General features: G+C 63.6%; 21 protein-coding genes. 6 read left to right on the forward strand and 15 right to left on the reverse strand.

Annotated features, from left to right (window positions below):
- Nucleotides 1-101 precede the first annotated feature (101 nt).
- The gene (locus RI444_RS09550) at nt 102-1,043 is read left to right on the forward strand and encodes a LysR family transcriptional regulator (RefSeq protein ID WP_207604700.1); all 942 of its coding nucleotides are present in this window, start codon (nt 102-104) and stop codon (nt 1,041-1,043) included.
- A 30-nt stretch (nt 1,044-1,073) separates the two neighbouring features.
- Here RI444_RS09550 and RI444_RS09555 read toward each other — a convergent pair whose 3' ends face one another.
- From RI444_RS09555 to RI444_RS09565, 3 genes are all read right to left on the reverse strand, one after another.
- The gene (locus RI444_RS09555; protein ID WP_179015122.1) at nt 1,074-1,883 is read right to left on the reverse strand and encodes a DeoR/GlpR family DNA-binding transcription regulator; all 810 of its coding nucleotides are present in this window, start codon (nt 1,881-1,883) and stop codon (nt 1,074-1,076) included.
- Nucleotides 1,884-1,975: 92 nt separating this feature from the next.
- The gene (gene pdxA / locus RI444_RS09560; protein ID WP_242703082.1) at nt 1,976-3,013 is read right to left on the reverse strand and encodes a 4-hydroxythreonine-4-phosphate dehydrogenase PdxA; all 1,038 of its coding nucleotides are present in this window, start codon (nt 3,011-3,013) and stop codon (nt 1,976-1,978) included.
- Nucleotides 3,010-4,344, reverse strand: a complete 1,335-nt coding sequence (locus tag RI444_RS09565) for a four-carbon acid sugar kinase family protein (protein WP_021473040.1) — start codon at nt 4,342-4,344, stop codon at nt 3,010-3,012. Before RI444_RS09565 ends, pdxA begins: the two co-directional genes overlap by 4 nt.
- A 518-nt stretch (nt 4,345-4,862) precedes the next feature.
- Here RI444_RS09565 and RI444_RS09570 point away from each other — a divergent pair.
- Nucleotides 4,863-5,303: a hypothetical protein gene (locus RI444_RS09570; protein WP_069695644.1), complete on the forward strand. Its 441-nt coding sequence runs from the start codon at nt 4,863-4,865 to the stop codon at nt 5,301-5,303.
- A 253-nt stretch (nt 5,304-5,556) separates the two neighbouring features.
- Nucleotides 5,557-5,997, forward strand: coding sequence for a hypothetical protein (locus RI444_RS09575; RefSeq protein WP_225740040.1), 441 nt, complete (start codon nt 5,557-5,559; stop codon nt 5,995-5,997).
- 200 nt (nt 5,998-6,197) lie between these two features.
- Here RI444_RS09575 and RI444_RS09580 read toward each other — a convergent pair whose 3' ends face one another.
- Complete coding sequence (locus tag RI444_RS09580; protein WP_021473036.1) at nt 6,198-6,440, reverse strand: hypothetical protein; 243 nt, start codon at nt 6,438-6,440, stop codon at nt 6,198-6,200.
- Nucleotides 6,441-6,957: 517 nt separating this feature from the next.
- On the opposite strand from RI444_RS09580, the gene RI444_RS09585 reads away from it, so the two are divergent.
- From RI444_RS09585 to RI444_RS09595, 3 genes are all read left to right on the forward strand, one after another.
- Nucleotides 6,958-7,935: an IS481 family transposase gene (locus tag RI444_RS09585; RefSeq protein WP_062096667.1), complete on the forward strand. Its 978-nt coding sequence runs from the start codon at nt 6,958-6,960 to the stop codon at nt 7,933-7,935.
- 197 nt (nt 7,936-8,132) lie between these two features.
- Nucleotides 8,133-8,615 carry a hypothetical protein gene (locus tag RI444_RS09590; protein WP_316963900.1) on the forward strand — a complete coding sequence of 161 codons (483 nt, stop codon included), beginning with the start codon at nt 8,133-8,135 and terminating at the stop codon, nt 8,613-8,615.
- A 92-nt stretch (nt 8,616-8,707) separates the two neighbouring features.
- Nucleotides 8,708-9,202: a DUF3592 domain-containing protein gene (locus tag RI444_RS09595; RefSeq protein WP_207604702.1), complete on the forward strand. Its 495-nt coding sequence runs from the start codon at nt 8,708-8,710 to the stop codon at nt 9,200-9,202.
- A gap of 33 nt (nt 9,203-9,235) precedes the next feature.
- Here RI444_RS09595 and RI444_RS09600 read toward each other — a convergent pair whose 3' ends face one another.
- From RI444_RS09600 to RI444_RS09650, 11 genes are all read right to left on the reverse strand, one after another.
- On the reverse strand, nt 9,236-10,132 hold the full coding sequence (locus RI444_RS09600; RefSeq protein ID WP_316963901.1) for a hypothetical protein: 897 nt from the start codon (nt 10,130-10,132) through the stop codon (nt 9,236-9,238).
- Nucleotides 10,133-10,606: 474 nt separating this feature from the next.
- Complete coding sequence (locus RI444_RS09605; RefSeq protein WP_207604704.1) at nt 10,607-11,488, reverse strand: F510_1955 family glycosylhydrolase; 882 nt, start codon at nt 11,486-11,488, stop codon at nt 10,607-10,609.
- Nucleotides 11,489-11,590: 102 nt separating this feature from the next.
- Nucleotides 11,591-12,217, reverse strand: coding sequence for a DUF305 domain-containing protein (locus RI444_RS09610; RefSeq protein ID WP_242703083.1), 627 nt, complete (start codon nt 12,215-12,217; stop codon nt 11,591-11,593).
- 147 nt (nt 12,218-12,364) lie between these two features.
- Entirely contained in the window at nt 12,365-12,850 is a 486-nt protein-coding gene (locus RI444_RS09615) for a hypothetical protein (RefSeq protein ID WP_179013978.1), read from the reverse strand.
- A 108-nt stretch (nt 12,851-12,958) separates the two neighbouring features.
- Nucleotides 12,959-15,100, reverse strand: coding sequence for a copper-translocating P-type ATPase (locus RI444_RS09620; RefSeq protein WP_410510804.1), 2,142 nt, complete (start codon nt 15,098-15,100; stop codon nt 12,959-12,961).
- A 191-nt stretch (nt 15,101-15,291) separates the two neighbouring features.
- Entirely contained in the window at nt 15,292-16,746 is a 1,455-nt protein-coding gene (locus RI444_RS09625; protein WP_207604706.1) for a multicopper oxidase family protein, read from the reverse strand.
- Nucleotides 16,746-17,003, reverse strand: coding sequence for an SHOCT domain-containing protein (locus RI444_RS09630; RefSeq protein ID WP_207604707.1), 258 nt, complete (start codon nt 17,001-17,003; stop codon nt 16,746-16,748). Before RI444_RS09630 ends, RI444_RS09625 begins: the two co-directional genes overlap by 1 nt.
- Nucleotides 17,004-17,128: 125 nt before the next feature.
- A complete protein-coding gene (locus RI444_RS09635; protein WP_207604708.1) occupies nt 17,129-18,523 on the reverse strand; it encodes a phosphomannomutase/phosphoglucomutase in 1,395 nt (464 codons plus the stop codon).
- 47 nt (nt 18,524-18,570) lie between these two features.
- Nucleotides 18,571-18,756 (reverse strand): hypothetical protein, encoded by a 186-nt coding sequence (locus tag RI444_RS09640; protein ID WP_062096639.1) that lies wholly within the window; start codon nt 18,754-18,756, stop codon nt 18,571-18,573.
- A gap of 64 nt (nt 18,757-18,820) precedes the next feature.
- Nucleotides 18,821-19,564 carry a sulfite exporter TauE/SafE family protein gene (locus RI444_RS09645; protein WP_062096641.1) on the reverse strand — a complete coding sequence of 248 codons (744 nt, stop codon included), beginning with the start codon at nt 19,562-19,564 and terminating at the stop codon, nt 18,821-18,823.
- A complete protein-coding gene (locus RI444_RS09650; protein ID WP_207604709.1) occupies nt 19,565-21,004 on the reverse strand; it encodes an NAD-dependent succinate-semialdehyde dehydrogenase in 1,440 nt (479 codons plus the stop codon). It abuts the gene before it with no gap.
- Between the last annotated feature and the right edge of the window lie 8 nt (nt 21,005-21,012).

A 21,012-nucleotide genomic window follows, 5' to 3' on the forward strand; every position in this document is an offset into this window, starting at 1 on the left:
GGGCCGGGACGGCCTTTCAAAAAGGGGATGCATCCATGGTGCCGAGTTTCAGGGGGTATCAAGTAACTCGTGCTTACTATGCGTTCATATAGACTTTCCCTATGCCTCAGATTTCAAGCGGATTGACCCTGCAGCAGCTCCGCTACTTCATTGAAGTTGCCGCTGAGGGGTCGATCTCCGCGGCTGCCGATCTCCTCTACGTAGCGCAGCCGACAATGTCCGCAGCGATGAAGGAGCTTGAGGCCAGGGTGGGCCGTGCGCTCCTGCTTCGTTCAGCGCGCGGGGTCACCCTTACCGCCGATGGGGCAGAGTTCCTTGGCTACGCCAGGCAGGTCGTCGAGCAGTTCTCTCTCCTTGAGCAGCGCTACCTTGGCAGGCCACCAACGCGACGTCTGCTCGGAGTCTCAACGCAGCACTACTCGTTCGCGGTGGACGCCTTTGTCCGGATGGTCAAGGCCACTGAGGTGGCCGAGTACGAGTTCGCGCTCCGTGAGTCCCGCACCTGGGACATCATTGAGGATGTCCGGACACTCCGCAGCGAGATAGGTATCCTCTACCGAAACGATTTCAACCGGAAGGTTATCGATAAGCTGCTCCGGGAATCAGGGCTCGCGTTCACTCCGCTTTTTCTCGCCGATCCGCACATTTTCATTTCACGAAAGCACCCGCTCGCCTCCAAGGAGCGTGCGACTCTCGCTGACCTCGCCGGCTTGCCGCGTCTAACCTTCGATCAGGGTGCGAACAACTCTTTTTACTTCGCCGAGGAGATTCTCTCCACGCTGTCCAGCAAGCAGGAGATCCGGGTCTCTGACCGTGCCACGATCTTCAATCTCATGATCGGGCTCCACGGTTACACGATCTCCACGGGCATCATCAGCGGGCAGCTCGACCCGGAGATCGTCGCCATCCCGCTCGACGTTGACGAACGCATCGAGATTGGCTGGATAGGCCACGCCTCGATTCCGCTCACCGACCAAGCACAGCGCTACCTCAAGGAATTGCGGGCCGTCGTCGCTGAGTTCGGCGTAGAGCTACTCGACTGAATGCGGTTGAGCGGACGGGTTTTCACCCCTTCAGTGATCCTGGCCTGCAGACGGGCCGGCTGCCGCAGTCTTCGCGACATCGGCCAATTCAACCTTGATGCCGGCCTCGACGAATTTCCGGACTTGCTCAGGCTCGGCGCCGTCGTCCGTGACGAGAGTCCATGGGAGCGCGAGCCGGGCCCACGCGTGGAAGGGCCGCAGCCCGAGTTTGGACGAGTCGGCGAGGACATAGACGTGGTTGCCGCGGCGGGCCATGAGTTCCTTCAGGCGGGTCTGGGCATGGTCGGCTTCACAAATGCCGTCATCGGCGGTGACGGCATCCGCGCCGATGAAGACACGGTCGAAGCTCATTCGCTCCAAGGCAGCCTCAGCGAGTGGGCCCACAAAGCTTTGGCTGACACTCCGAAGGCGGCCACCGAGGCAGTCCACATCAATGCGGTCGGAGTCGGCGAGTTCCTGCATGATGTTGAGGCCGGGTGTGGTGACGGACAGCTTCTCGAATTTTTGCAGTTCGTGGGCGAGGGCGCCAACGGTGGAGCCGGCGTCGAGGAGGATGCTTTCACCGGGAACGATCTCTGCCGCGGCCCAGCGGGCGATGGCGTGCTTCTGCTCGAACGCCTCGCCGGTTCGCTGCCGCAGCGTTGCTTCGGGGTGGGCTCCCAGCGCCATGGCCCCGCCGTAGGTGCGGGCCAGCCGGCCCTGGCCGTTCAAGAGTGCCAGGTCGCGGCGGATGGTGGAGGCGGTCACCTCGAACCGGGCGGAGAGTTCCTCCACCGACGCAAGGCCAGTGGTGACGGCGAGGTGATAGATTTCCTCGCGCCGCGCGTTTGCGCTCAGCATTCCCGGTCTCCTTCCCGTGGCCGTGGTTACCATGCTGGTTCCGGCCCGGCGCGACTAGCTGCTACACCGCCGCCCGCCCAGCCCTCAAAGACCTAGCCGGCCGGCGCGGGTCGGGTGGCCATTTCAGCCGCCTGGTGGAGCGCCTCGACCATGGACCGCGGATCGGCGATCGCCTTGCCGGCGATGTCGAACGCGGTGCCGTGGTCCACGGACGTCCGGATCACCGGCAGGCCCACGGTGATGTTCACTCCGGCTTCGATCCCCAGCACCTTCACGGGGCCGTGTCCCTGATCGTGGTACATGGCAACGACGAGGTCGTAGTCGCCGCGTCCGGCCAGGAAGAACAGTGTGTCCGCGGGCAGCGGACCTACCGCGTTGATTCCGGCTGCCTGTGCTGCTTTGACGCCGGGCTCGATCTTCTCCCCTTCCTCGCCCTGTCCGAACAGTCCGTTCTCGCCTGCGTGCGGATTGATGGCGCAGACGCCAATCTTCGGGTTGGGGATGCCCGCGCGGACCAGTGCCTCGTGGCCCCGGCGGATGGTGCGCTCCACCAGGTCAGGGTTGATCTTGCGCACGGCATCCACCAGCCCGATATGCGTGGTCACGTGGATCACCCGGATCTTGGGAGTGGAGAGCATCATGGATACTTCTTCGGTCCCCGTGAGGTGCGCCAGCAGTTCAGTGTGCCCGGGGTAGATGTGCCCCGCCGAGTGCAGCGCCTCCTTATTCAACGGCGCCGTGCAAATGGCCTGCACCTTACCTGCCATCGCAAGCTCGCCGGCCACCCGGATGTACTCATACGCGCCGTGCCCGGCCACGGAGGAGAGCTGCCCCCACGGCAGGTCTTCGGGCAATAACGCCAGATCGATCACGTTCACCCGGCCCGGCGTGAACACCGCGTCCTCCACGTTTTCGATGCTCTGGATATCGGCCTCAATGCCCAAAACGTCCGCGGCCTGGCGAAGGCGCAGCGCGTCGCCGATCACCACTGGACGGCACTCTGCGTTGCTCTGCGGATCCAGCACCGCGGCCACCACCACCTCCGGGCCGACCCCGGCGCCGTCGCCCATTGTCACGGCTACGTAGGGCAATTTGTTGTGCTCTGCTGTGGTGCTGGCGTTCGTTGTCATTTCTGCTCCAGTTGGTTCGAAAGTCGTGCGGGGGAAGTGGTAGGCACTGGCATGGATTGGCCGCGGCGCTCCCGTATTCCGTTGTATAGCTGCAAGAGGGCAAGCTCGTCGCCGAAGCTGCCGGGTTTGGTGCCCACGAGCGTTCCGTCATCGGCGCGGGTGAGTACCGCCCCGTGTTGCACGGCCGCGATCGGCACCAATTGTTGAATTCCGACGGCGTTCAGGACTTCCCGGGCTGTCTCACCGCCGGTGAGGATCAGGTCGGCCGTTGCTCCCCGTGCTGCTTGGGCTGCGAAGGCAGACAGGGACCGGACGATGCCGGCGGCCGAAGCCGGGTCCACGATTCCTTTCGCCATGGTGACGGCTACATCTGTGCCCGCCGCAAGGGATCGCTGCACGTCGTCAAGCTGTGTTTGATAGGCGCCGTTCACACCGGCGTGCTGCGGGTGCAGCCTCACCACGGTGAAAGTGTCCAGCCGCTCCAGTTGAGCCTGTGCTGTTGCCGAAGCAGAGCCGACGACGGCGAGCACCGGCCTCGCGCCGGGCTGCACTTCCGAGGTGGTTCCGTCTGCGTGCGATGATTGCGCGTTTTGCGCAGGTTGAGCGGCGGTATGTTGCGCAGCGAGGCGCCGCGCAAGGACGTCGGCGGTTCCGCCAGTACCCACGAGGACGATGCGGCGGTTGGAGGCCTGGAAGCCAAGATGCAGCAGCGCGTCCGCCACGTCCTGCAGGTCGTGGACCGTCTCGCCGTCCACCACGGTGATGGAGGGATGAACGGACTCCAGCGCGGCCGACATTTTCTGCGGCAGTAATCCTGAGCGGACCGCGGCCAGATCAAGAGCCTGCAGTGGCATGGAATCTTCAGAGCGGAACAACGACGGAATATCAGCGGGTGGTTCAAGAATCTCGGCCTGCCACAGCCTGGTATCCGCCAAAGCAGTGCCAGCCACCAAAGGCTTTCCATGCAAAACGGAGCGCTGCAGCTGGGGGAGAGCGCCGGCAACCACGGCGTGGAAGCCCAAGGCAGTCAGTGCCGCCACCTCGGCGCCGATGTTCCCGCGCCATAGAGAGTCGATCTTCTTGAAAGCAACCTTCGCCCCCAGCGCTGCAGGACAAGAGAAGGCGTCCCGAACCAGTGCTTCCGCCGTGGCATCGGGGAGCCCTCGTGAGTGCGAGTCGACGACCACAACGTCGGTGCCGGCCATCGCGAAGGGGGAACCGCCGTCGCGCGTTCCAAGCACGACCTGGGCGGAAAAGCCGTGCTGGACGAAGCAATAGCCAACCTCGGCGGCGCCGGAGAAATCGTCGGCTTGCACAAAGACGGAAACCACGTCGCTCCTCTCGTCCGTGTCGGCAGGTACCCGCTGTTCAGCGGGAAGCTTTCCAGCATTCTTGCATGGCTGCGCGAATCACGCTAGATGATTGCGCAAAATGCGCACACGTAGCAAAGAGATGGACACCTTCCCGCGAATGATGCGGTCCCATTTATTCCCTGCCCCTTAAGCCGGCCGCGGAAGATCCGGGCCTTGGCCGCCCTCGGCGCTGAAAGAGAGTACACTGGGAATATGTCGGGACATCGTGACAAGAACGCAGGATCCCCGAGCAATGAGCCCACTCCCGCAAATGCGCCCGTGAAAACCACTGATGCAACCCAAAGTCACATTGATGAGGACGCCGCGGAGAGCTGGGACAACGAGGGCGGCCACGACCGTGCTGCATCCGCAGAACGGTTAGACGGCAGTGACCCTCCCTAGGTGTCCCGGACTCGGGCCGTCTAAATTCCAGTCGCCGCCGTTCCCACGTTTTCGCGGATCCGACAGTGCATCCTCAAGAAACGTTGGCGCACGCCATGACCACCACCCCATACCAGCCCACCCAAGCCGATAGCGCCCTAAGTCTTAGCGGTGTCCTCGCATCAGCTTTGCCGCATGACATCGGCACAGCGAAAGGTTCGGCCCTCTACACCGTCCCGGCTGTCTTCTCACGCAGACCTCAACCCAGGGAACTTGACCTTCTTCACAGCAGTGACGCTGCCCGGCGTCTCGCCGAAGCCGGCTACAGCGAGGTTGAACTCCGCGTCTCGGACCGGCGTCTCCTCATCACCAACACCAACTTGGAAGAACTCAAAGCAGGTCTGGCCCATCTCGTGGGCACGATCCTGCGGGAAGTCTCCGAGCAGGCTTCAGTTGAGCGCACCAACCGGGCAGAGGAAATGGACGCCTTGGCCTTGATCGAGGAACACCGCCTCGAAGCGGTACGCGCATCCGCGGCAGAAGTCCGCTTCGACTGAGGAAGCAGTGCCAAAAGTCCTCCGGGACGGCAAAGGCCTGGGAGTGCGTTGGCGTTAAAACTGGGCGCCTTCATCCAAGCGGTACCCGTGGCGGCCCTGCTGGTGAACTAAATCTTAACCGGGCATGTCGCGGTGTGGCGCGCCCTCGGGGTGATGCCGGGGTGCGATAACAACGGAGCATATGAGGGGGGATGGATGGAGTATGGCTGCTAATGATTCCCGGAGTTTTTACACGCGTGGTGATTCTTTGAGCGTGGGAACTTCACGACAGCACATAGAAAGCGCTCTCGCGGAATCCGGGGCTACGGACGTCCTTTTCAGTCAACGCGGGCACTTGCACGCCCTTGCGTTCCGGTCTCAGGGACGGCAATTCCGGATCATCCTTTCTGCACCGCGTCCTCCGGGAAACCCGGCCCTGCCTGGTGAAGCGGCGATCTGGTCCAGACATGAAAGTACCTCTAAGACTCTTGAACTCGATGCCCGCAGGCTTTGGCATGCCTTCGCCCTCTCCATTGACGCCAAGCTGGCAGCCGCGGCAGCAGGAGTTGCGACCCTCGAATCGGAGTTTCTTGCCCACGTTGTTCTTCCGGGGAACCACACAGTGATCGACGAACTCGAACCTGTTATCGCGTCTTCCTACCAGTCCGGCCAGCCTCCCCTCATCAGAACCGCCACACCACCGCTGGATGGATAACAGAGGGAACCCTCGGCGCCATGCGCGGGGATGGTACCGGCGGCAATCGACGAGGAGAGCCACGCAGGGGACGTGGCCGCAGTCAAGGCGATGGCCGGAGGTATCGCTGGCTGTGTGACTACAGCCCGGGTCCGCTTCGGGGAAGAGGAATCGAGAAACCATAGCTAATGATTCACGAGGCTATCTCTCCGTGGAAATGTTCAGCCCAGCTTATCCATCAAGTCATCGGCGACCCGGCGAAGGTCTTGGGCCCAGCCTGTGGAACGGTTGGGGGCTGTTGTGTTGGCTTCAAAATTAGTCAGGGCCATGGCCAGGTGCTCGAGGGCTTCGGAAAGGTTGGCCTTCACGGCTGTGTATCCTTCCTCGGACCGGGGGTCTGCTGACGCCGTGGATAGTTGCTCGGCGCCAGCTTTGACGATGAGTGAGGCTTCGAACTCGTTCATGGGACCTCGCAATTTGACCGGAGAACAAAACGTTCACCGGTTCCAACCGTACACCGCGGATCAGGCGCACGGCCCTGATAGTCGGAGAGTGATGAGGACCGCGGGCATATGCTTTTGGTGTCAGACAGGCGTGTCCTTCCGCGGCGGGGTAAACCATCCTCTGTTTTCGGTTATCAGGTCCTCAAATGCCCATGCCAGAACCTGTTGTCCGCCCACGGAGAGGTCCAGGGCCCGGTGCAAAAAGGCGTTAAAGCTTGATCTAAAGGTTAGACCGCCATATGACCAGTAGTGGAGCCAGAGTTCATCAGTGCCGAGGTGATGCAGGTTCAGATTTTCGAGCGCTCCTGGGTTTCCGCTGTACATGACTGCCCTCCGTAATCCGACGGCGGCGTCACAGGTGTGTCAGCCTAGCTGTAGTTCCCATGGAGGTTGTGAACAGCGTGGCGTGATGTAAAAGGCGAAAGCCTCCGGTATCGATTTGGGTTACCACACTCATCTCGACGCCAGGAGGCTCTCGTTGTCCTACGTTACCCATGCCAACGCCGATCTGACACCTAAGGCCAGGGCGAAGCTGGCCCGTTTGGTCGTTGAGGAGGGCTGGACGTTGCGCCGGGCCGCGGAACGTTTTCAATGCTCACCAGCGACGGCCAAGAAGTGGGTGGACCGCTACAGGGTCCGTGGTGAGGACGGCATGGCTGACGCGTCCTCCCGCCCGCGGCGGAGCCCGAAACGCACCCCCGTACGCACCGAACGCCGCATTGTGGGGTTGAGGTTCAATCGGCGGTGGGGACCGCACCGGATAGCGGCCCACCTGGGCTTGGCCCGCTCCACCGTCGGCAAGGTCCTGACCCGGTACCGGATGCCCCGGCTGGCCTGCCTGGATCAGGGCACCGGTCTGCCCGTTCGCACACCTGCACCGCAGCGCTACGAGCACGAGAACCCCGGAGACCTGATCCACGTGGACATCAAGAAGCTTGGGCGCATCCCCGACGGCGGCGGACACCGCGCCCTCGGACGCGCCAAGGGGCAGCGGAACCGCCGTGCCGGGACCGGTTATGCCTACCTGCATCATGCCGTCGATGACCACACCCGGCTCGCGTACTCCGAAATCCTCAACGACGAAAAGAAGGAAACGGCCGCCGCCTTCTGGCTGCGAGCCGCCGCATTCTTCGCCGCCCACGGCATCACCGTCAAAGCGGTGCTCACGGACAACGGGTCCTGCTACCGCTCCCGGACCTTCGCAGCAGCCCTGGGACCGCACCTCAAACACCGGCGCACCCGCCCCTACCGACCCCAAACCAACGGCAAGGTGGAACGCTTCAACCGCACCCTCGCCACCGAATGGGCCTACGCCCGGCCCTACACCTCAGAAACCGAGCGCGCCGCCACCTACCCGGCATGGCTCCACCATTACAATCATCACCGAACCCATACCGGCATCGGAGGCAAAACCCCCATCAGCCGCGTTCACAACCTCAGTGGGAATTACACCTAGAGGTGGTTCGCTGGCCCTGTTGTTGACAGGGAAGAGTGTCGCTTCCAGTCACACTGCCGGTGAGGCCATCGATCGTGTTGGACTTCTCTAAGAGTGAGTATCCTGGACTGATTTCCCTTGCTTCTGCGCTGGTAGGGGCGCATGCTGTGAGCTGGAGTGACCCCGGGTAATCGGCCGGGTCGATCAAGGGGCGCCGCATGGACGAGTTGTGTAGTCGTATCCGTTATACGCACATGGCACCGCTGGCGGGCTTCCGCGAAGCAGTGGTGAATGCCGGGGACGGGCGGGCCCGTCACACGTGGCGGCTGGGTCCTGTCCCTTCTATGGAGAACGGCTTCATTCAAGTCACCATAGTCGCTGACCTGATGGGTGTAGCTTGGCTCACGTCAGGTCGCGGCCCGGACGGCATGACCGTCACGGTGCTCGTCGTTGGTCACCGTGGTGATACCGGCATTCGGGTCGCAGTGACAGTAGCTGAGAGTGACGCTTGGCTTCTGGCGCTGCTGGATCGGAAGTGGAACGCTCTTGCCTACCGCCTCGTGGAAACTGCCAAGGGTGGCCATGGTCCGTCTGTGGCCACCTACAGGCTCTTTCTGGACCAGCAACAACACGCGATAGCCAGGCCCGATGAGATCCCCGAAGACGGCTATAGGCTCATGCAGGACCACCCGACACGATGACGCCAGCCAGTGGCGCGTTGACCGGGCGGAGCTTCTGGCTGTAGTCCCGCTCACCCCCCGGCTTTCACAGCAAGTACTGCATAATGGGCGCAGTGAACAGTACCGAAAGCGTGCTCAATAAACCCAAGTCCGCCGTGCGACGGATGGTGAATGTGTTGTTCGCCGTCGTGCTAATGCTGTTGGGCCCCGCCCTGATGATCACCAGCTATCAGCAAGTCGACGCCGATGAAGAGCTCGCCCGCACCGGCGTCCACGTCGCCGGGACCATCACCTATTTCAGCGACGCCAGGAAGGCGTCGAACCGGGACATCACGGTTGAATACGTGGCGGCCGACGGCGTGAACCGCTACGCCCATGCCCCCTTGGATCATGAGCAGCACCCGTCTGTTGGCGAGCAGGTTACCGTCTCCTATCGCGAACAACAGCCAGATCACGCAGTTGTGCTCGGCTATGGAAGCACCAGCGAATTTCTGGGTGGTGTCGGCCTGATCTTGACGGCAGTTTTTACAGCGTCTGGCCTCGCCCTCATCGTTCCTGGGTTACGGAGGCGGCGACGGGACAAGGCCAGTGGCGGCTCCGGGCACTAACGCTGACCACGCCTCCACCAGGCCTGCCGACAACTATTTGGTTGCGGCCGCGTGCTTTGCCTTGTAGCGGTTCCGTCGTGCCCGGAGGTATAGCGCTCCAATGGCGGCAACGATGACGGGAACTGTAATGCCCAGAGGAGCAGCCCAGTCCTTGGTGACGTCGCTGACGACTTTGAGGATGCTGACGATGACGTTGATGTCGCGTTTGTAGGTTTCAACTTCGAATTCGCCGTCGACGTTCGGAATGGGGGCGATCAGCCGGAGGGTCAGCGTTTGCTTGCCGGGTTTGTTGGGTGTGATGTACCAGCCCCATTCGCCAACCTCGTCGCTTGGCAAGGCGATAACGCCTGAGGAATCGCCACGCCGTTCGATGTCGAAGCCTTCACCGGTGAGGTCGGCGCGCATGAGGGCGCAGATCCGTGGGTGTTCGGTGGCTACCGGACTGCCGCTGGGGAAGCCTGTGGCCGGGTTCTCTTTCGCGCCGTGCAGGGCGACCCGAAGGATGAATTCTTCGCGGCTTCCCAGTTCCATGGCTGCCGGAGGTGAGTAGGCAACTGTGCCCTTGAGGCATTTCTCCAGATATTCCTGGACATCACTTCCAGGCTCTGCGGAGGACGTTGCCGTGGGGTCCGGCGTCCCGGTGTCGCTGGGGACGGGGCTGCCGGAATTGCTGCCGCTGGCTGTTGGAGTCGTGGAAGGAACAACAGGGGTTCCTGTTGGCTTTGGCGTGCCGGTTTCTGTTGGCGGCGGTTGTGCCTGCGTTATCTGGAGCTCGATGGCTTGTGACTTGCCCTGGGCGTTCGTGATTCGGGCGGTGTAGGTTCCGGGGGCCGGATAGGAGTGGTTCGTGCCGGCGCCGCATGGGAATGTGATGGGGGCGGTTCCGTCTCCGGCGTCGAAGGTGCAAACCGCCGACGGCGGATACGTCACCTTTGGGTTGAAAGTGCATGATGACGTTTTGCATACTGCCGAATAACTCACCGACAGCACCCCAGCATTCGTCGGTGCGGGTTTGTCTGGGGCGAAATCCGGAAGCGGACGTGAGGTGGGGGTCGGAGTCGACGGTGGCAGGACGGCCTTTTGGCTGGGGGCTGGGGGGAGAGGCGCTACCCCGGTGGCGGTGAGGCCCACTCCCAGGGCGGACGCCAAGCCAAGCAGCAATGCGCCGGCCCCCCGACTCCAGCGACTTATTCCGCTCCCGCGCTTCGGCAAGTAGAGCATGGCATACCGAACCCATTGAGTATCCGCGACGGTGCACGTCCTTTAGGGGCAGTTTGCGCCCTCACGTGGCCGGATTCAACCATCGATTTTATTGTGGGATGAAGTGGGAGAACGCCATCAGTGGGGGTGAAGCCACAGGCGTTCCTCCGCAAAGGTCCTGTGTTATGGGTGCCCCTCCGGCGGTCAGTTGGCGTTGACGGGGCCGAACGTTGCACCGGCGTCGGTGGACACCATGAGCTCATCAACGGTGGCCACCCACAGGGACGGACTCCCGCCTGATCCGTGTCCTGCCGCGATGGCCTGGACCTCGGTTGCGACGCGGCCTTTCCTGGTCCAAGTGACACCGGCATCGGCGGAGTGGTACGTGGTCCCGTCCGGAGCAACTCCGAAGGCTTCGGTGGGGTCCGCGAACGCTGCGAACTGGATCACTGGTCCGTCCGGGACCGCTTTCCAGGTCTTCCCGCCGTCGGTGGATCGCTGGATACCGTTCTCGGTGGTGGCCAGCACCGTGTCAGAGCCGGCATGTCCGGCCAGGACGGCGGGGGCGAAACCGGCAGCAGCGACCTCCCAGGCTTTCCCGTCAGCACTCCCGCGCAGTTGGCCGTCGTAGCCGACAATCCCGGACTTGGTGACTGTCAGGGCGTGGAAGTCTGATTCTCCTTGCCGGGAGAGCGGTGCCCAAGTCTTCCCGCCGTCGGTCGATTTCATCAATCCCAGCGGATCCGGCAGGGACGACCCGGGCCCGGGATGGCCGGAGGCGTAGAAGACGTTACCTGCGCCGACGGTGAAACCCATGAGGTCGTTCGTGTCACCGATCTTGGTCGCGGGGGTAACAGTAACGTCAAACAAACCCTCGTGGGTGGCGAGCAGGACCTGGCCGGACCCACTGTTGACGGCCAGCGCGTGCACGTGGTTGCCGGGCAGCGCGTTGTCCGTCATCCCATGTGAAGACTCTGCAGGGCCGGAAGACGGAGAGGGCTGGGTGCAGGCAGCCGTGGCAGGAAGGAAGGCGAGGAGTGCGGCGACTCCTGCGGCCCGGTATAACGACGGTTTGGCTAAAGGCATGGGAAGCTCCAGGGCTGGATGGCGGGGATGAGTCAAAGACGAAGGGAGTGCCGGCCCTTCCAAGGCCGGCACTCCGCTGGTGCTAGAGGACGGCGTCGGCCGCTAGAGGCTGGCCAGCAGTTGCTCCATCTCCTTGATCTCTGCCTGCTGTGCGGTGATGATCTCCTTGGCCAACTTCACGGCATCGGTGTTCTTGCCGTCGCGGGTTTCCGTCTCCGCCATCGCCACGGCACCGCGGTGGTGGGCAATCATCTGCGACAGGAACAGTTTGGCAGCCTCGGTACCCTGGGCTGCGTCGAGTTTGGCCATGTCATCGTCACTCATCATGCCGTCCATGCTGTGGCCCGAGGGCATCATCGTGGACTCGTTCCAGCCTTTCAACCAACCGGTCATTGTCTCGATTTCCGGGCCTTGGGCATCCTTGATACGGGTTGCCAACGCGCTCACCTGGGCAGGGATGTCCTGCTTGGCGAGGATCATCCCGCTCATCTCCACGGCTTGGGCATGGTGGGGGATCATTGCCTGCGCGAACATCGCGTCGGCCGCGTTATGGTCCCCGGCGCTCGCGGGCGCAGATGGCGCGGGGGCGCTGGAGGAGCCCATATTTCCGTGGTCCATCCCGGGCATGGACGTCCCCGACGAACCGGGGGTTCCGGTGCTGCATCCTGCGAGTGCCAGGGAAGCGACAAGGGCAACAGCGGAGAGGGGCAAAAGCTTTTTGGTTTTCACAGAACAGTCCTTCAAACGGGTACTCGTGAACGCCAAGGCGCTCACGGCAAAGCGGGATATGTGAATGCCGGACCGGAAGCCCGGGCGCCGCCGAGGGGGCGGTGCAAGACAGAGTGCCCCCCGGGTAGGCGGGGCGCAGGCCGGTGCCTATGTTCTGCTGATCGACAGTTCGCCCGGGGAAGGACTTCCGGGCAGGTAGGACCATAGCGTGCTGGAACCTGTAGCGACAGGCCGGAATGAAGACGGCACTGTAGTGGAGGTGTCCGGCAGCGGGGCTGCCAGGACGCCGGTTGCGGTTGAGGGGACACAGAAGACGCCCATCGCATGCTCCGTGGAGCAGTTCCCCGAGCAGGCGCATTGTGCCAGTGGACCCGCGGCCGGACTCGTGGCCGGACCGGCGTCGGCCTCCGCATCATTGGTGCCGGCCCCACCGCCGTGGTGGTCGTGGGCGGCGGTGCCATGGTCCACCGTTTCAACGGATATGACCGGTGTTGTTGCTGCGGTGGTCATGGGGTGTTGGGTGTGCAGACCGGTCATGACGTGCATCCCCAACACGCCGGCGATCAATGCCATGACTGTCACCAGCAGCCCGATGTCAAGGAAGGTCCCGGTCATGGTCCGGCGTGCCTGCATGACTGTCTCCTTCCTTTCGTGCGGGTTGCATGTCTTCTTGTGCTTTCAGCCTATCGGCCCCCGGCGCCGCCCCGATCCGTGGGGCGGGGCGCCCGGTGCGTGGTTGGTTTAACGAACCTGGGAGGGGTTCAGTTTCACCCTTCGGAGAAGCTGGGCGTTCAGGGCCACGACGATCGTGGACGCAGACATGAGTACTGCCCCGGCTGCCGGGGACAATACGACCCCCGCGAAGGCCAGGACGCCGGCAGCCAATGGCACGGCGATGATGTTGTAACCGGTGGCCCAGATGAGGTTCTGCCACATCTTGGTATAGCTGGCCCGGGACAGATCAACCATGGACAGCACGGCGCGGGGATCGTTGCCGGCCAGGATGACTCCGGCCGATTCCATGGCGACGTCGGTGCCGGCGCCGATGGCGATGCCGACTTCGGCCCGGGCCAGGGCGGGGGAGTCGTTCACCCCGTCACCGACCATCGCAACTTTCAGCCCGCGGGCCTGCAGTTGCGCGACCTTCTTGTCCTTGTCGGCCGGGAGGACCTCGGCGAAGACCTCGTCGATGCCAAGCTCGGCCCCCACAGCATCCGCAACCTGGCGGGCGTCACCGGTGATCAGAGCCACCTTGATGCCCCGGGCCTGCAGGGCCTTCACTGCCTGCCGTGACTCCGGACGGATCGCATCTTCCAGGCTCACCGCTCCGAGGATCCGGTCACCGTCTACGACGTGCAGCACCGCAGCGCCACGTCCGGCCCATTGCCTGGTGGTGGCGGCCATGGCGTCGGTTTCGGTCAGGTCGAGTTCGCGGAGCAGGGCCGGCCCGCCGACCTGCACTGTCCGGCCATCGATCATCGCCCTCACTCCGCGGCCGGTCATTGAGGAAAATCCAGTCGCGGTTGGCCGGTCCAGGCCTTGGTGGTGCGCGGCGCGGACGATGGCCCGGGCGACGGGGTGTTCACTGTCGGATTCCACGGCTGCGGCCGCTGCCAGCAGCTCCCGGGGCGTGGTGCCGTCGACGGCGGTGATGTCTTTGAGCTCAGGTTCGCCTTTGGTCAGGGTGCCGGTCTTATCGAACAGGACGACGTCGACGGTGCGCATCCGTTCAAGGGCCATCCGGTTCTTGATCAGCACCCCGACCCGGGCGGCTTGTTCGGTGGATATGGCGATGACCAAAGGGATGGCCAGGCCCAGTGCGTGAGGGCAGGCGATGACGAGCACTGTGACAGTGCGGGTCACGGCTTCGGGCACGCTGCCGAGCAGGATCCAGGCGATGAAGGTGACGACGCCGGCGATCGTGGCGAAGTAGAACAAGAACGCCGCCGCCCTGTCGGCCAGGGCCTGGGCTTTGGACGAGGAAGCCTGCGCTTCCGCGACCAGCCGCTGGATACCCGCCAGGGCTGTGTCCTCTCCGACGGCGGTGACGCGCACCCGGACGGTGTTGTCCGTGGCGACTGTGCCGGCAACCACGGGGTCCCCGGGCCCTCGGGCGACGGTCTTGGACTCGCCGGTGATCATGGATTCGTCGAACTCGGCCTGCCCCTCCACGATCGTCCCGTCCGCGGGCATCCGGGCCCCGGAGCGGACCAGCACTACATCCCCTGGAGCGAGGTCGGTGACCGGGACTGTTTCCGTGCCGTTGGGGGTGACGCGTTCTGCTTCATCAGGCAGTAAAGCGGCCAGGGCATCCAGAGCACCTTGGGCCGAACCAAGGGCGCGCATCTCGATCCAGTGCCCCAGCAGCATGATGGCGACCAGCAGTGCCAGTTCCCACCAGAAGTCCAGATCGAAGTTCCCGATCCGCAGGCTGGTGGCCCACGAGGCGATGAACGCGACGCTGATTGCCATGGCAATCAGCAGCATCATGCCCGGCTTCCTGGTCTTCAGCTCACTGAGTCCTCCTTTGAGGAACGGCATGCCGCTGTAGAAGAAGATCACGGTGCCCAGCGCTGGTGGGATCCAGGCCGAGCCTGGGAACTCCGGCGGCATGTAGCCGAGCAGGTGGGCGAACATCGGGCTGAAGAACACCACCGGGACGGACAACGCCAGGGTCAACCAGAACCGGTCCTTGAACATCGCCGTACTGTGCCCGGCATGCTGCCCATGGCTGTGCACCATGTGGTCGTCGTCCGGACCGTGGCCGTGGTGCTGTTTGTGCTGGCCGCCGTGCATTTCAGGGTTGTGCCCGGCGTGGTGTGCGTGGTCCGGTTCGGAGTCCCTGACCGGTGAGTGGGAGTTGTGCTGCGTGTGCTCTGTCATGACGTGCTCTTCCAGTAAACGGCCGCTTCAACGCCGCGGGAGGCGGCGCTGGAGGCGGCGCTGGAGGTGCGATGGATGCTGGGGATGAACGGTTGTGAAAGAGGGCGGACCCTCCGGGACATACCACTTCACTGACAACACAAACAATATACCCCTAAGGGGTATGCGCGGCAAGGTGCTCGCGTCTGGAGCTACGTGACTTCAATGGACCCCATCATTCCCAAGTCTTCGTGGTCCAGGATGTGGCAGTGATAGACGGACCGCCCGCGGAAGTCTTTGAACGCCACCCTGACCTTCACCCGCCCGTTGGCGGGTACATTGACCACGTCCTGCCAGATGGCATCGTCCACGGACTGACCGTTCTCCTCGATGATCTGCATGGGCCAGACATGAAGGTGGAACGGGTGATCCATGGGACTGGCGTTGGTCAGCGTCCATTCCTCCACGGATCCGGAAGCCACCCTTGTGTCTATCCGCGCTTCCTGGAATTCCTTGCCGTTGATCGTGAAGCGCATCATGCCTCTGCCCATGCCGGCGGCCAGTACGATCCGCCGGCGTGCCGCCACTGCCGCTGACCGCAGGTCTTCAGGTACGTCCTGGATGGGCACCGTCGGCAGTTGCGGGACCGGTTCGCCGGCCACGCGGAGAGTTGCCAGTGCCGTACCGTCCGGCTGGTCGGCCGGGCCTCGTTCTCCGGGCATCTGCCCCATCATCCCCGGCATACTTCCCCGGTCCTGGTAGAGCGCGCGCAGTACCGATCCGCCGTCGGAAGTGGTCACAAGAAGGTCAGCGCGGTTTCCTGGCGTCAGGAGAACTTCATTGACTGGCTTGGGCGCCGGGAACCGGCCGGAGTCCATGCCCAGCAGTTGCATTTGCTGACCGTCGAGCCGCAACCGCAGGTAGCGGGCCACGCAGGTGTTGACGATGCGCCACCTTTCGCGCTGGCCCGGGCGGGCATCGAAGTGTGGGTTGCTTTTACCGTTGACAAGGAGCAGTTCACCCTGCCGGCCCATCATCCGTTCCATCATGGGCACTTGTGCAACGTTCCCTTGCCCATCAAGGGTGGTGTCCGAAATAAGCAGCACACGTTCCAGGGCTGACTCAATCGGTTTCCGGTCCTCGACGATGATTGCTCCGAAGAGTCCTGCGAAGATCTGGTCGGCTACCGTGCCGTGATGGTGGGGGTGATACCAATAAACGCCCGGGGGATGGTCCGCAGGGAGTTTGTAGCCATAGGAAAAGGCGTCGCCGGGGTTCACCGAAACAAAAACATTGTCGCCGTTGCCTTCCGGTGAAACATGGAGCCCGTGCACATGCAGGTTGGTGGCTTGGGCAAGGTTATTGACGAGTTCCACGCGGAGCACATCGCTTGGAAACAAACGAAGCGTTGGGCCGGGAATACCGCCGTTGTAGCCCAGTGCCGTGGCTTGCCGTCCTCCCAACACCATCGGTCCTGGTGCTGCTTGGAGGCGTACCTGCAACTGGCCGTTCGTGCTCCGCACTTCCGCGGGCTGGACCAGTTCGCCGCCCGTCCCGGCCGTCGTCCGCGAGGCCAGGGTCCAGGCCAACCCGCCCCCGCCGGCCGCAGTTGCCGCTATGCCCAGCCCGCCAAGGAGCAACGCCCGACGGCGACTGAGCGGCTTCATTACGGGCCCTCACCAAGCACTTTGAGATGTTCGCGGTACTGGTCCGCCGTGAGTTCTCCCCTGGCAAAGCGCTCATCAAGGATCCGGCGGGCCGTGCTCCGTCCCGTAGGCGGGATGCCCCCCGGCATCTGTGGACCGGCGGGTCCGTGTCCGCCAAAGACCTTGACTGCCAGAAGTACCAGGATCGCGACGCCGACCAGCAGCAGGGGGACCCACAGCCACATCCACACCATGCCTTGTCCGTAACCCCACATCATGACCGGTCCTTCCGCTTTGGAGGTTTATTCCAGTCATAGCGCGGAGCCACGGGAGTGGGTAGGGTCCGAGGTCCCGGGACGGCATGCTGCCGTCCCGGCAGTGGGAGACCTGCCGCCAATCGGATTCAGTTCCGGATGAGATCCAAGACAGTATCCCGAACGGACTGCATGGTTGCGGCATCATTGGCCTCAACGTTCAAGCGGAGCAGTTCCTCGGTGTTCGATGCCCTGACGTTGAACCACCAGTGGCCTGATTCCGCGGCTATGGTCAGCCCGTCCGACTCGTCAAAGGCAACTCCGGGTGCCGGTTCGTAGGAGTTCCGAACCGCCGCGATGGCTTGATCGGTATCGGTGACAGTGGAGTTGATTTCCCCGCTGGCAGAGTACGGCTCGAACTTGCCGGCAAGCGTGGAGAGGGGCGCATACTGTTCGCCAAGGGCAGCGAGTACATGCATCGCGGCCAGCAATCCCGTGTCCGCGTTGTAGAAGTCGCGGAAGTAGTAATGGGCCGAATGCTCGCCTCCGAAGACAGCGTTTTCCTCGGCCATGCGTGCCTTGATGAAGGAATGGCCCACGCGCGTGCGGACGGGCCGTCCACCGGCCTGCTCGACGAATTCAGGCACTGCCCGGGACGTAATGACGTTGTGGATGACGGTCGGGGCGGCCTCGCCCTGTGACTGGGCCCTGGCAATTTCGCGGACGGCTATCATCGCGGTTATTGCCGACGGCGAGACAGCCCGCCCCGTCTCGTCGACGACGAAGCAGCGGTCCGCGTCGCCGTCGAAAGCCAAACCAATATCGGCACCGTGCTCCAGGACGGCTGCCTGCAGGTCCAGCAGGTTCTCCGGCTCCAAGGGGTTGGCGGGGTGGTTCGGGAACGTCCCGTCCAGTTCGAAGTACAGGGGGACAATGGTGAGGGGCAGGCCGTCCAGCAATTCGTTGCCCAAGACGGCCGGAACCGTCAAACCTGCCATGCCGTTCCCTGCGTCGACAACAACCTTGAGGGGTCGCACGGTGTCCAGATCGATGAGTGTACGCAGCTTCGCGGCGTAGTCGCCAAGGACATCAAGCGGGGCGATATTCCCTGCCCTTTGCGCCGTGGGGTAACCCCCGTCCAGGTAGCGTTGCGCAAGATCGCGTATGGCGAGCAGCCCCGTGTCGGATGAAATGGGAACGGCCCCGGCTTTGGCCATCTTGATTCCGTTGTACTGGGAGGGATTGTGACTTGCCGTGAAAATGGCACCTGCGGCGTCGAGCGCACCGCTGGCAAAGTAGAGCTCATCGGTGGAAATCAGCCCGAGGTCGTACACCTCGGCACCCCGGCGGGACGCCCCGATGGAGAACGCCGAGACGAATCCCCGGGATGACGGGCGCATGTCGCCTCCGCAGAGAACCTTCCGGCCGGCGAGGCCCAGGACGTCGACGAAGGCGGCGCCTATGGCTTCGGCGGCTTCGTCAGTGAGTGAAACACCTACTATGCCCCGTACGTCGTAGGCCTTGAACGCGGAAGAAAGATCCATGTGACTCCTAAAAAACACCCGTGGTGACAGCTTGCGGTTTTTGGGCCCTAGCGTGTGCCGAAGTCGGTATCGGTATAGGAACCTACGTGCCGGGCGTGGCCGGCACCGCACGTGCAGGTGTTCTCCACTTCAACGCGCACGGCCAAGGGGGCGTCGCCCTCGATGGTGAGGGAGAGGGGTTCGTGGTTCGGGGTCGATACCTGGAGGGTGCCGTGGGGTGAAATGACAGACATGACGGTCCTTTGCTTGATTGGTTGATTGGTTTTGGGATGAATGGTTTGGGGTGGGCTGCCGGTGTCAGCCCATGGCATCCAGCACGCCGCGCACAATCGTGGCAGCCGCGCCAAGATAGGCCAGGATGATCAGCAAAATCTGCGCTGCGCGGGCCGAAACGCGTTTGGCAGCCAGGTCACCCAGCACCAGTCCGGCCAGGCAGGCAGCCGCGACGGCGAGCCACATCGTCATGGGTAGAACCGGAAATGACGCGGGGGCGGTGATGGCTTTGGAGAGGAGGGAAAACGAGCCGATGGTGAAGAAGTAGGGCTGCATGGTGGCGGCGAAGGACTTGTGCTGCCACCGGGTTGCGATGGAATACATGCTGACCGCCGGTCCGCCCACTCCTGCTGCGGTATTCATGAAGCCGCTGAGTCCGCCTGCCGCGAAGAGGTACCGACGACGGCGGGGGAGGACTGCCGATTTCATCACCAGCAGGACTGTCAGCCCGATGGCGAGGATGACTCCGATCGAGATCTCAAGGACCGGAGGCGGCAGGTACCGGATGAGGATGGCCGCCGGCACGATTCCCGCCAGCGCCGACGCAGCCAACGCCAGGTACTGTTTCCAGTCAATATCCCGAACGACGCGGAAGATAATCGCTCCCGCGGTCACGGCTCCGCAGACGTTGACCAGCACCACGCCCTCCACCGGGCCCAAAAGCAGGACCAGGAACGGCGCGGCCACCAGGGCAAACCCCATCCCGGTGACACGCTGCATGCCGGCGCCCATGACGACGGCGCCCAGGACCAGCCCGGTGGTCAGCATCTAGGCCCTCCACGCCACGTACTGGACCTCCTCAAACTCCTCCAGGCCGAGGCTGGACCCTTCCCTGCCGAGGCCGGACTGCTTGGCACCGCCCATAGGGGCGAAGGCTACTGAGGGGAGGGGGTCGTTGACTCCGACGATGCCTGCCTCCAGCTGCTCAGGTACTTCCCAGCCCCGCCTGGCGTCCTGGCTCCACACGTAGGCAGCAAGCCCCATTTCAGTGGCGTTTGCCTTGCTGATGGCTTCGTCCTCCGAGGCGAAGGTGACAACACCGGCTGCAGGTCCGAAGACCTCGTCGCTGACCAATGGCGCGTCCGCGGGAACGTCGACCAGGAGGGTGGGTGCCAGGAAGGAACCCTGGCCGGGAACCTGGGTACGTTCGGTGACGCGGCGTGCGCCGCGGTCCAGGGCATCATCGACCAACGCCTGCACGGCGCGCACCCGGTCGTCGTCGATCACGGGTCCCAGATCGGGGACTGCCGAGTCACCTTCGGGAACGCCGTGGCCGATCGTCAACGCATCGAATTTCGCCGCCAGTTTCCGGGCGAACTCGTCCGCGATGCTGTCCTGAACCAGGAAGCGGTTTGCGGCTACGCAGGATTGGCCGGTGTTCCGGAGCCTGCCAAGAACCGCCCCGTCCACGGCCGCGTCAAGGTCGGCATCCTCGAACACAATGAACGGGGCGTTGCCGCCCAGTTCAAGCAGCGGCCTCACAATGCGATCCGAGGCGGACGCCATGATCTGGCGGCCAACCCCGGTGGAGCCGGTGAAGCTGACAGCGCGCACGGCGGGGTGCTTGAGCAGCGCTGCGGTCGTTTCGCGGGACGGGCCGTGGACCAGGTTCACGACGCCGGCAGGGAAGCCGGCGTCATGAAGGACTTCGAAGAGCCCGGTGGCGGCCAGAGGCGCCTTGTCAGAGACACGGCCCACGACGGTGCATCCGGCGGCGAGCATGGCCGCCAGCTTTCGGGCCTGGATGGACACCGGGAAGTTCCACGGGGTCAGGCTCAAAGCAACACCTATTGGTTTGCGCGTGCTGAGATGACGCCGACCCCTGAGCTCGGGTGGGCTGACCGTTCCGGTGCTGCGGCGTACTTCCTCCGCGAACCAGCGGAAGTATTCCACGGAGAAGTCCACTTCGCCTTGGGCTTCCGGTAGCCGCTTGCCGGCCTCCAACGCCAACGTGTGGGCGAGTTCGTTGCGTCGCTCGGCCAACAGGGCGGCCGCATTCTGAAGGAGGTCTGCCCGGGTCCGGACGGTGGTCCGGGACCAGCTGCCAAAAGCCTCCGCTGCTGCATCGGCGGCCCTTGTTGCGTCCGCGGCACCGCCCCACGCGACCTCCCCGACTGTGCTGCCATTGCCTGGATCCAGCACATCCTTGGAGGAGTCGGACGAATGCCAGGTCCCATTAATCAGGTGGTGTGCTGATTTCAGGTTCACGATGTTGC

The sequence above is a fragment of the Paenarthrobacter sp. AT5 genome, assembly GCF_032764245.1.
Taxonomy (GTDB): Bacteria; Actinomycetota; Actinomycetes; order Actinomycetales; family Micrococcaceae; genus Arthrobacter; species Arthrobacter ureafaciens.